This is a genomic window from Nocardioides psychrotolerans, from assembly GCF_943371775.1.
GTDB lineage: Bacteria > Actinomycetota > Actinomycetes > Propionibacteriales > Nocardioidaceae > Nocardioides > Nocardioides psychrotolerans_A.
The window spans coordinates 21,461-31,001 of record NZ_CALRWD010000054.1; the positions used below are offsets into that span (position 1 = coordinate 21,461).

The 9,541-nt window shown below is 72.6% G+C and carries 10 protein-coding genes; 8 read left to right on the forward strand and 2 right to left on the reverse strand.

Going from position 1 to position 9,541, the window contains the following annotated elements:
• Positions 1-32: 32 nt before the first annotated feature.
• On the forward strand, positions 33-434 hold the full coding sequence (locus AAG827_RS15070; protein ID WP_341926923.1) for a universal stress protein: 402 nt from the start codon (positions 33-35) through the stop codon (positions 432-434).
• Here the strand turns inward: AAG827_RS15070 and AAG827_RS15075 are convergent.
• On the reverse strand, positions 421-1,107 hold the full coding sequence (locus AAG827_RS15075) for an isochorismatase family cysteine hydrolase (protein WP_341926924.1): 687 nt from the start codon (positions 1,105-1,107) through the stop codon (positions 421-423). The two genes, AAG827_RS15070 and AAG827_RS15075, sit on opposite strands and share 14 nt — an antisense overlap.
• A 53-nt stretch (positions 1,108-1,160) precedes the next feature.
• On the opposite strand from AAG827_RS15075, the gene AAG827_RS15080 reads away from it, so the two are divergent.
• Both AAG827_RS15080 and AAG827_RS15085 read left to right on the forward strand, forming a co-directional pair.
• Entirely contained in the window at positions 1,161-1,742 is a 582-nt protein-coding gene (locus tag AAG827_RS15080; protein WP_341926925.1) for an HhH-GPD-type base excision DNA repair protein, read from the forward strand.
• 137 nt (positions 1,743-1,879) lie between these two features.
• Positions 1,880-3,406: an RNA polymerase sigma factor gene (locus AAG827_RS15085; protein ID WP_341926926.1), complete on the forward strand. Its 1,527-nt coding sequence runs from the start codon at positions 1,880-1,882 to the stop codon at positions 3,404-3,406.
• Between the two features lie 57 nt (positions 3,407-3,463).
• Here the strand turns inward: AAG827_RS15085 and AAG827_RS15090 are convergent, their stop codons facing one another.
• The gene (locus AAG827_RS15090; RefSeq protein ID WP_341926927.1) at positions 3,464-4,189 is read right to left on the reverse strand and encodes a fibronectin type III domain-containing protein; all 726 of its coding nucleotides are present in this window, start codon (positions 4,187-4,189) and stop codon (positions 3,464-3,466) included.
• Between the two features lie 60 nt (positions 4,190-4,249).
• Here AAG827_RS15090 and AAG827_RS15095 point away from each other — a divergent pair, with 60 nt between their 5' ends.
• From AAG827_RS15095 to egtD, 5 genes are all read left to right on the forward strand, one after another.
• Complete coding sequence (locus tag AAG827_RS15095) at positions 4,250-5,335, forward strand: aminotransferase class V-fold PLP-dependent enzyme (RefSeq protein ID WP_341926929.1); 1,086 nt, start codon at positions 4,250-4,252, stop codon at positions 5,333-5,335.
• 181 nt (positions 5,336-5,516) lie between these two features.
• The gene (egtA, locus tag AAG827_RS15100; protein ID WP_341926930.1) at positions 5,517-6,779 is read left to right on the forward strand and encodes an ergothioneine biosynthesis glutamate--cysteine ligase EgtA; all 1,263 of its coding nucleotides are present in this window, start codon (positions 5,517-5,519) and stop codon (positions 6,777-6,779) included.
• A complete protein-coding gene (egtB, locus tag AAG827_RS15105; RefSeq protein WP_341926931.1) occupies positions 6,772-8,034 on the forward strand; it encodes an ergothioneine biosynthesis protein EgtB in 1,263 nt (420 codons plus the stop codon). The genes egtA and egtB overlap by 8 nt, the downstream gene beginning before the upstream one ends.
• The gene (egtC, locus tag AAG827_RS15110; protein WP_341926932.1) at positions 8,027-8,728 is read left to right on the forward strand and encodes an ergothioneine biosynthesis protein EgtC; all 702 of its coding nucleotides are present in this window, start codon (positions 8,027-8,029) and stop codon (positions 8,726-8,728) included. The genes egtB and egtC overlap by 8 nt, the downstream gene beginning before the upstream one ends.
• Positions 8,728-9,541: L-histidine N(alpha)-methyltransferase (gene egtD / locus AAG827_RS15115; protein ID WP_341926933.1), on the forward strand; the 814-nt coding region annotated here is incomplete at its 3' end. The genes egtC and egtD, both read left to right, overlap by 1 nt.

Below are 9,541 nucleotides of genomic sequence, written 5' to 3' on the forward strand. Positions count from 1 at the left end.
CGCCACGCGCGATGGTGGGCTAGGTTCTTGACATGGGAAAAGTCGTGGTCGGTTATGTGCCCAAGCCCGAGGGTGAAGCAGCTCTCGCCCAGGCAATCGCTGAGGCCCAGCTGCGAGGCTCGGACCTGGTGGTCGTCAACTCGCACCGCGGGGGTGCCGGCTTCGACTCGGTGGCCTCGGCCCAGCTCGACGCCGACATGGACAAGGTCCGTGCCAAGGTCGAGGCGGCCGGCGTCGCCTTTGAGATCCGTCAGCTGGTGCGCGGCTTCGAGCCGGCCGAGGACCTGATCAGCATCGCGGAGGCCAACTCGGCCGAGCTGATCGTCATCGGCCTGCGCCGCCGCACCCCGGTGGGCAAGCTGATCCTCGGCTCCAACGCGCAGCGCGTCCTCCTCGACGCCCACTGCCCGGTGCTCGCGGTCAAGGCCGACTGAGACCCTCCGCCCTCGATCCTGCCTCGAGCAGGGCCAGCACCTCGACGGTCGGGCGCACGTCGCCGAACGAGCGGTAGACCGTGTGCAGCGTCGCGTTGTGGTCCTGGTCGCGCACCGCCGCGCACCCGTCGGCCACCAGCACCACCCGGAAGCCCAGCGTGCTCGCGTCGCGCACCGACGACTCGACGCAGACGTTGGTGACCGTCCCGGTGACCAGCACCGTGTCGACGTCGCGCTCCTCGAGCAGCCCCGGCAGCGGGCTGTGGCCCGGGAAGAACGCGCTCGTCGCGGTCTTCTCCACCCACAGGTCGGCCGGCTCGGCCTCCAGCGACGACGAGAGCCGGTCGGCCATCGCGCCCTCGCCGCCGGAGGCGTCGTAGAGACGGGCGACCTCGGGGCCGTAGAACTCCTCGGACACCCGCAACCGCGTGCTCGGCAGCACCCACGCGACCGTGCCGCCCGCCGACCGCAGTGCGCCCGCTAGTGCGTTGACCTGGGGCACGATGCCGCGGCAGTAGTCGTTCTGCTCGACGAAGAAGTCGACCAGGTCGATCACCACCAGCGCCGTACGCCGCGGGTCCAGCCGCTCGTAGGCGTGCCGCCGCCCTCGGCGCTCCTCCTGGCGGGCGAGCTCGCGCTCCTCGACGTGCCAGGCGTGCAGGAGAGCGGTCATCGCGCCAGGCTAGGGGAGCGCCACCCCCATCGCCGCTGCGACACAATGGCGCCATGGCGATCCACATCACCGGCGACGACGCCGCCGACCAGGTCCTCACCGACAACCCGTTCGCGCTGCTGGTGGGGATGATGCTCGACCAGCAGTACCCCATGGAGCACGCGTTCCGCGGGCCCGCGAAGGTGCTGGACCGCCTCGGCTCGATCGATCCCGAGTCGATCGCGGCCGCCGACCCGCAGGAGTTCGCCGCCCTCTGCGCCACCCCGCCGGCGGTGCACCGCTTCCCGGGTTCGATGGCCGAACGGATGCAGGAGCTCGCCGCGCTCGTCTGCGGCCAGTACGACGGTCGCACCGAGCGGCTCTGGACCGAGGCGGCCGACGGCAAGGACCTGATGAACCGGCTGCTGGAGCTGCCGGGCTTCGGCAAGCAGAAGGCGCGCATCTTCATGTCGTTGCTGGCCAAGCAGCTCGACGTGCGCCCCGAGGGCTGGGAGGCGATCGCGGGGGACTACGCGCTCGAGGGCCACCGCTCGGTCGCCGACGTGGTCGACCCGGCCTCGCTGCAGAAGGTGCGGGACCACAAGAAGGAGATGAAGGCCCTCGCCAAGGAGGCCAAGGCGGCCGGCGCGACCTGAGCCGGGCCGACGTCTCAGCCCTGCGGGTGAGCCGCATCCGGGGCGGAGTGTCCCCCGTGACCACGCCCGTGGCAGAATGACGACGCGGCTCTTGACGACACCGGGTTGAGTCGCGCCCTATGCCAGTTTGACGAGAGGTGTTCGTGTCTTCGAACGCGCGCAAGATCCCCGCTGACGTGCTGTCCCACCCCGCTGTCGAGGCGCTGCTCCTGCAGGCTGCCCCGACCGGGAGCGTGACCCCCGAGCAGGTGAGGCGAGCCAGTGAGGACGCGGCCGTGGAGCCGCGCCACCTCAAGGCCCTCCTGGCCCACCTGAGCGGCCTCGGCATCTCGGTGGCACTGCCCGCGGCCTCGGCCCGGGTGGCCGCCGCGGCCAGCACCCGCAAGACCACCACCGCGACTGCCGCCAAGAAGGCTCCGGCCAAGAAGGCGGCCGCCGCCAAGACCGCGGAGCCCGCCGTCGCGGAGGCCACGGCCGCCGCTCCGGCGAAGAAGACCGCGGCGAAGGCGCCCGCCAAGACCGCGGCCAAGAAGACCGCGGCCAAGAAGGCCGCCGAGGCGGTCGTCGAGGTCGAGGCTGCCCCCGTGGTGATCGGACCCGACGGCAAGAAGATCCTCCCCGACATCCCCGACGAGGAGTTCGAGAAGGACGTCAAGGCCGACCCGACGATCGTCGAGGACGAGAAGTCCGCGACGTTCATCGTCTCCGCGGCCGACGACACCGACGAGCCCGAGCAGCAGGTCATGGTCGCCGGTGCGACCGCCGACCCCGTCAAGGACTACCTCAAGCAGATCGGCAAGGTGCCCCTCCTCAACGCCGAGATGGAGGTCGAGCTCGCCAAGCGGATCGAGGCCGGCCTCTTCTCCGAGGAGAAGCTCAACAAGGGCGGCAAGATCACGCCCAAGGTCCTCGAGGAGCTCGAGTGGATCTCCGAGGACGGTCGCCGCGCCAAGAACCACCTCCTCGAGGCCAACCTGCGCCTCGTGGTCTCGCTGGCCAAGCGCTACACCGGCCGCGGCATGCTCTTCCTCGACCTGATCCAGGAGGGCAACCTCGGTCTGATCCGTGCGGTCGAGAAGTTCGACTACACCAAGGGCTACAAGTTCTCGACCTACGCGACGTGGTGGATCCGTCAGGCGATCACCCGCGCCATGGCAGACCAGGCCCGCACCATCCGCATCCCCGTGCACATGGTCGAGGTCATCAACAAGCTCGCCCGCGTCCAGCGCCAGATGCTGCAGGACCTGGGTCGCGAGCCCACGCCAGAGGAGCTCGCCAAGGAGCTCGACATGACCCCCGAGAAGGTCATCGAGGTCCAGAAGTACGGCCGCGAGCCCATCTCGCTGCACACCCCCCTCGGTGAGGACGGCGACTCGGAGTTCGGTGACCTCATCGAGGACTCCGAGGCCATCGTGCCCGCCGACGCCGTGTCCTTCACGCTGCTGCAGGAGCAGCTGCACGCGGTCCTCGACACGCTCTCGGAGCGCGAGGCAGGCGTCGTCTCGATGCGCTTCGGCCTGACCGACGGTCAGCCCAAGACGCTCGACGAGATCGGCAAGGTCTACGGCGTGACCCGTGAGCGGATCCGCCAGATCGAGTCCAAGACCATGTCCAAGCTGCGTCACCCGTCGCGCTCGCAGGTCCTGCGCGACTACCTCGACTGAGGTTCTCAACCGTCGAAGCGCCGCGTCCGAGATCCTAGGGCGCGGCGCTTCGGTTTCTCAGCCCGCGTGCCGGCGGGGGACGAAGAGGCGCACCGACCTGGCAGGACCTGTGCCGCCCTCGGTGCTCGCGCGCACGGTGAAGCGGTGCCAGCCCGGTGTGAGACTGCGGTAGGTGAAGCCCGGCAGGCCGAACGACGGCGGCAGCGAGGCATAGGACCGCGGAGCCCGACCAGGGGTGCGCACCGTGTAACGCACGCAGCAGCTGCCGGCGCGCGAGGCCGGACCCCAGGAGACCTGCGCGGTGCGGTGCCCGCTGAGGCGGGCCGTCAGCCGCCGAACGGGGCCGGGTGGGACCGGCCCGAGGACGGTCGTGGTCAGCTCACTGCTGTTGCCCTCGAGGTCGCGGGCATAGAACGTGATGTCGCTGGAACCGCGCGGAACCTCGACGCTGAGCGCGTAGTCGACGAGGAAGCCCACGTCGCTGCCGTAGGGCCAGTAGGGGCCGTAGGGCACGAACCCCGACCCGTCGTCGAAGACGTGCTCGGCCAGCACCTGGTCGCCGATGCGGGCGCCGAGGACGGCCAGGTCGTCGCCCGGCTCGAGGTCGCCATGGACCGCTGCCCGGACCAGCCTGCAGCCGGTCCCCTCGAAGCAGGGGTTGAGCTGCACCTGCGGCGCCGTCGTGTCGACCTCGTCATCGGCCGACGCCATCGCGCCGGGCAGCACCGCAGCCCCAGCCACCAGCAGCAACAGCACCAACGCGTGGACCACCCGAGTCGTCATCGCGCGACCCTAGCCCGGCGCCGGGCTGCCCGCGGGCGAACGCTTCCTAGACTCCTCGTCATGACCGATGCCGTCCCCCCGACCGACGTGGTCGTCCACCTCGACTCCGCCGCTGCCGGACGGATGGCCCCGGAGACGGTCGAGGCCGTCCGTGCGCACCTCGACCTCGAGGTCGCGCGCGGTGCCTACGTGGCCGAGGAGGAGGCGGGTGAGGTCCTCGACGGCCTCCGCCGCGACCTGGCGGCCCTGTTCGGCGTCCCGGACGACGGTGTCGCCCTCGTCGAGAGCGGCACGTCGGCGCTCCAGGTCCTGATCGGCTCCTGGCCGGTGCGTCCCGGTGACCGTGTGGGGGTGGCCCCCTCGGAGTGGGGGCCCAACCTCGAGGCCTTCGAGGCCGCCGGCGCGGTCTGCGTGCCGCTGGCCGTCGACGCGGACGGGGCGATCGACCACCAGGCCCTGGGCTCCGACCTCGACCGGCTCGCGCTCACGCTCGTGCACGTCGACCAGGTCGCCTCGCACCGCGGCCTGGTGCAGCCGGTTGCCGAGATCGTGACGGCCTGCACTCCCGCAGGCGTCCCCGTGTGGGTCGACGCGGCCCAGACCATCGGTCACCGGGAGTCGGCAGCAGGCGTCGCGGCCGCCTACGCCACGAGCCGCAAGTGGCTGCGCGGCCCGCGCGGGGTGGGCATGCTCGCGGTCGCCGCCGAGCACTGGGAGCGGCTCCAGGCTCCGCCCCAGCGCAAGCATCCTGGCGCCGGCCCGCTCCGCCTGCTGGAGTCGGGGGAGAGCAACGTCGCCGGCAGGGTCGGTCTGGCCGCCGCGGTGCGGAGCTATGTCGCCGCCGGTCCGCGGCTCGTCGAGGAAGATCTGGACCGGGTCGGGGAGCGGACCCGCGAGCACCTCGCCGACGTGCCGGGCTGGAGCGTCCTGCCCGGCCGGGGCGCGATCACCGCGCTGCGGCCCCTGGACGGCCAGGACGTCACCGACGTACGCCGACGCCTGCTCGACCAGCACGGCATCCTGACCACGGCGTCGCTGCCCTGGCGGGCCCCCTGGGACCCCGTCGAGGCGACCCTGCGGCTCAGCCCGCACCTCGACTGCACCGTCGAGGACCTGGCGCACGTCGCCGGGGCCCTCGGTCCCTGAAGAACCACCTTCAGCAGGTCGGTCGAGACCTGACGGTTCCGTGAACAACCCGTTCCGGTGCTTGGGTGCGTTGGCCCCGTCGGGTAAGCATGGACGTGCACATCGAGGACGGCCGATCCTGGCCGCCCCCGCACCGACCCGCGGTCGACTTGTCGACCGGTCCGGACCTGGAGGGGGCGGAATGACCGCCGAGACAGTCACAGCGCTCACGGACGTGGGCGACGTCCTGGACACCGCCGACCCGATGGCGGCAGCGACGGCGTACGTCGCCGCGGGAGCCCTGAGCCCGGGCACCGACCGTCGCGTCGGCCTGGAGCTGGAGCTCCACCTCGTCGACCTCGCCACCCCGGCCCGGCGCCCGTCGTGGGTCGAGGTGCAGGCGCTCGTGGCGGACCTGCCGCCGATGCCGTCGGGCAGCACCGTCACCCTCGAGCCGGGCGCCCAGGTCGAGCTCTCGACGCCGCCGCGTGACGACGTCTCGGCAGCCGTCGCGGCGCTGAGAGCCGACCGCGAGGTCCTGCGGCGCGCGCTGGGGGAGGCGGGCTTCGGGGCAGCGCCCCTGGGAGCCGACCCTGCCCGCGAGGTGAGCCGCTGCAACCCGGCACCGCGCTATGCCGCCATGGAGCAGCACTTCGAGGCCCGCGGCTGCGGTGCCCCCGCCCGCGCGATGATGTCGGCCACGGCCGCGCTCCAGGTCAACCTCGACGCCGGTCCGCCGGCCGGATGGTCGGCGCGCATCGAGCTGATCCGCTCGCTGGTCCCGATGTTCGTCGCGGCCTCCGCGACGTCGCCCTACCTCGGCGGTCGCGCGTCCGGCTGGCACTCGATGCGCCAGGAGACCTGGCACGGCATCGACCACGGGCGCAGCGACCCGATCCCGATGGGGGAGCCGACGGTCGCGTGGGCGCTCTACGCGCTCAACGCCCCGGTGATGCTCCTGCGCGGCGACACCGGCATGACGCCGGTGCGGACGCTGGTGTCCTTCGGTGACTGGCTGCGCGAGCCGGCCCGGCTGGGCCGGCGTGCCACGCAGGCGGACCTCGACTACCACCTGACGACGCTCTTCCCGCCGGTGCGACCGCGCGGCTACGTGGAGATCCGCTGCATCGACGCCCTGCCCGACCGCTGGTGGCCGGCGCTGGCCGGCCTGGCGACCACCCTGATCGACGACGCCGTGGCGGCCGACGTGGCGGCCGACCTGTGCCAGCCGGTCGCGCACGCCTGGGAGGCCGCGGCCCGTCACGGCCTGGCCGATCCCGCGCTGCGGCGTGCGGTGACCGGCTGCGCCGAGGTGGCCGCCCGCCGCGGCCCGGTCGACCTGCGTCCCCAGCTCGAGGCCCTCGCCGAGCTGGTGGCCTCGGGTCGCACCCCCGCCGACGAGATCCGGTCCGCGGCCGAGAGCCACGGCCCCCTGCACGTCCTCGAGGAGGAAGCCCATGCGTGAGTCCGTCGCCGTCGGCCTGGAGGCTGCCCGCACCCGCACCGCCCGCCTGACCGACATCGACGAGGCCGAGCTGACCGCCCAGCACAGCCCGCTGATGAGCCCGCTGGTCTGGGACCTCGCCCACATCGGGCAGCAGGAGGACCTGTGGCTCCTGCGCGGCGGCAACGCCGCGGCGCAGGGCATCCTCGCCAGCGACGTCGAGAAGCTCTACGACGCCTTCGAGCACCCGCGCGCCCGTCGCGTGACCCTGCCGCTGCTCACCGCCCGAGAGGCGCGAGGCTTCCTCGCCGACGTGCGCGGCCGGGTGCTCGACGGGCTGGAGCGTGCCGACGAGCAGGAGCTCTTCCCGTTCGTGATGGTGGAGCAGCACGAGCAGCAGCACGTGGAGACGATGCTCGCGACCCACCAGCTGCGCGACGGCGAGCCGGTCCTCGGCCACGGGTCGCCGCTGCCGCCCGGGCGTCCCGTCCCGCGCGACGCGATCCTGGTGGCTGCCGGTCCGTTCACGCTGGGCGTCGACGGCGAGCAGGAGCCCTGGTCGCTCGACAACGAGCGCCCCGCCCACCGGGTCGACCTGGCCGCCTTCCGGATCGCCCGCGTGCCCGTGACCAACGCCGAGTGGCAGGGCTTCATCGATGCCGGTGGCTACGACGACCCGACCTGGTGGTCGCCGCGTGGCTGGGAGCACCGTCTCGAGGCCGGCCTGGAGCGACCGCTCTTCTGGTCGGCCGACGGCTCCCGGCGACGCTTCGGCCTGGTCGAGGACGTCCCGGCCGACGAGCCCGTGCAGCACGTCTGCTTCTTCGAGGCCGAGGCCTACGCCGCCTGGGCCGGTGCCCGGTTGCCCACCGAGCACGAGTGGGAGAAGGCCTGCGCGTGGGACCCCGAGGCGGGTCGCCGGCGGCGGTGGCCCTGGGGGGAGAGCGAGTGGACCCCCGCGCTCGCCAACCTCGGCGGTGATGCCCTGCGCCCCGCACCGGTCGGTGCCTACGAGGCCGGCGCGTCGGCGTACGGCGTGGAGCATATGATGGGCGACGTCTGGGAGTGGACGTCGTCGGGCTTCGACCCGTGGCCGGGCTTCTCCACGATGCTCTACGCCGACTACAGCGCGCCGTTCTTCGGCGGGGACTACCGCGTGCTGCGCGGGGGAGCGTGGTCGGTCGGTGGGTCCGCCATCCGCCCCTCCTTCCGCAACTGGGACCACCCGGTCCGCCGCCAGATCTTCTGCGGCCTGAGGCTGGCCTGGGATGTGTAGGCACCTCGCCTGGCTGGGCGGGCCCCGCAGCATCGCCTCCCTGGTCCTGGAGCCCTCGCACGGCCTGCTGCGCCAGTCCTACCAGCCGCGGCGCCAGCAGCGCGGGCTGCTCAACGCCGACGGCTGGGGCGTGGGATTCCACGTCCCGGGACAGCAGCAGCCGGTGCGGTGGCGCTCGGCGCGACCGCTGTGGGGCGACGCGTCCTTCGCTTCCGTGGCCCCCGTGCTCTCCTCCGGCGCGGTCCTGGCCGCGGTGCGCTCGGCGACAGAGGGCATGCCAATGGACGAGAGCGCAGCAGCCCCCTTCACCGACGGCCGCACGCTGCTCTCGCACAACGGCCGCGTCGACCGGTCAGTGCTGCCCCTGCGTCACGACGTCGAGTCGGTCTGCGACTCGGCCGTGCTCGCCGCCCACGTGCTCGCGGCCGGCACCGCCACGGCCGAGGCGGTCGGGCGCACCGTGCTCGAGGTCGCCCGGCTCGATCCGACCGCGACGCTCAACCTGCTGCTGCACGACGGCACCCGGGTGACGGCGGTGAGCTGGGGCGACCCCCTGAGCTACCTCGTCGAGCCCGACGGTGTCGCCGTGGCCAGCGAGCCCTGGGACGACGACCCGCGGTGGGTCGACGTCCCCGACCACCACCTGCTGGAGGTGACCTCCGCGGGGGTCACCGTGACCTCCTTGGAGTCCTGATGAGCCTCACCGACATGGACGTGCACCTCGACCCGGGCAGCCTCGTGACCCAGATGGCGCAGGAGGTCCGCGCGGGGCTGAGCGCGCGTCCCCTCACGCTGCCGCCCAAGTACTTCTACGACGCCCACGGCAGCGACCTCTTCGACCAGATCACCCGGCTCGAGGAGTACTACCCCACCCGCACCGAGCGCTCGATCCTCGAGGAGCGCGTCACCGAGATCGCCGAGGTCACGGGCGCGCAGACGCTGCTCGAGCTCGGCAGCGGCACCTCGGAGAAGACCCGGCTGCTGCTGCGCACCCTGCGTGACGCCGGCACGCTGACGCGCTTCGTGCCCTTCGACGTCGACCCCGCGATCCTCACGCTCGCCAGCGAGCAGGTGGCCGCGGAGTTCCCCGGGCTCGCCGTGCAGCCCGTCGTCGGCGACTTCGAGCGCCACCTGGGTGAGCTGCCCCGCGGTCCGCGACGGCTGCTCGCCTTCCTCGGCTCCACCATCGGCAACCTCGACCCCGACCAGCGGGCGGTCTTCCTGCGCGACGTCCGGGGCACGCTGGGCGAGGGCGACTTCTTCCTGCTCGGCACGGACCTGGTGAAGTCCTCCGAGCGCCTCGTCGCGGCGTACGACGACGCGCTGGGCGTGACGGCCGCCTTCAACAAGAACGTGCTCACCGTCCTCGACCGCGAGCTCGACGCCGACTTCGACCTTGGCACCTTCCAGCACGTCGCGGTGTGGGACGAGGAGCAGAAGTGGATCGAGATGCGGCTGCGCTCGACCGAGGCCCAGCGCGTGCACGTGCGGGCGCTCGACCTCGAGG

What these genes read in the sequence shown, in the direction of transcription:
- AAG827_RS15095 (WP_341926929.1), top strand. Translation starts at nt 4,250, where the DNA reads ATGACCGATGCCGTCCCCCCGACCGACGTGGTCGTCCACCTCGACTCC.
- AAG827_RS15090 (WP_341926927.1), bottom strand. Translation starts at nt 4,189, where the DNA reads ATGACGACTCGGGTGGTCCACGCGTTGGTGCTGTTGCTGCTGGTGGCT.
- AAG827_RS15080 (WP_341926925.1), top strand. Translation starts at nt 1,161, where the DNA reads ATGGCGATCCACATCACCGGCGACGACGCCGCCGACCAGGTCCTCACC.
- egtB (WP_341926931.1), top strand. Translation starts at nt 6,772, where the DNA reads ATGCGTGAGTCCGTCGCCGTCGGCCTGGAGGCTGCCCGCACCCGCACC.
- egtC (WP_341926932.1), top strand. Translation starts at nt 8,027, where the DNA reads ATGTGTAGGCACCTCGCCTGGCTGGGCGGGCCCCGCAGCATCGCCTCC.
- AAG827_RS15070 (WP_341926923.1), top strand. Translation starts at nt 33, where the DNA reads ATGGGAAAAGTCGTGGTCGGTTATGTGCCCAAGCCCGAGGGTGAAGCA.
- AAG827_RS15075 (WP_341926924.1), bottom strand. Translation starts at nt 1,107, where the DNA reads ATGACCGCTCTCCTGCACGCCTGGCACGTCGAGGAGCGCGAGCTCGCC.
- egtA (WP_341926930.1), top strand. Translation starts at nt 5,517, where the DNA reads ATGACCGCCGAGACAGTCACAGCGCTCACGGACGTGGGCGACGTCCTG.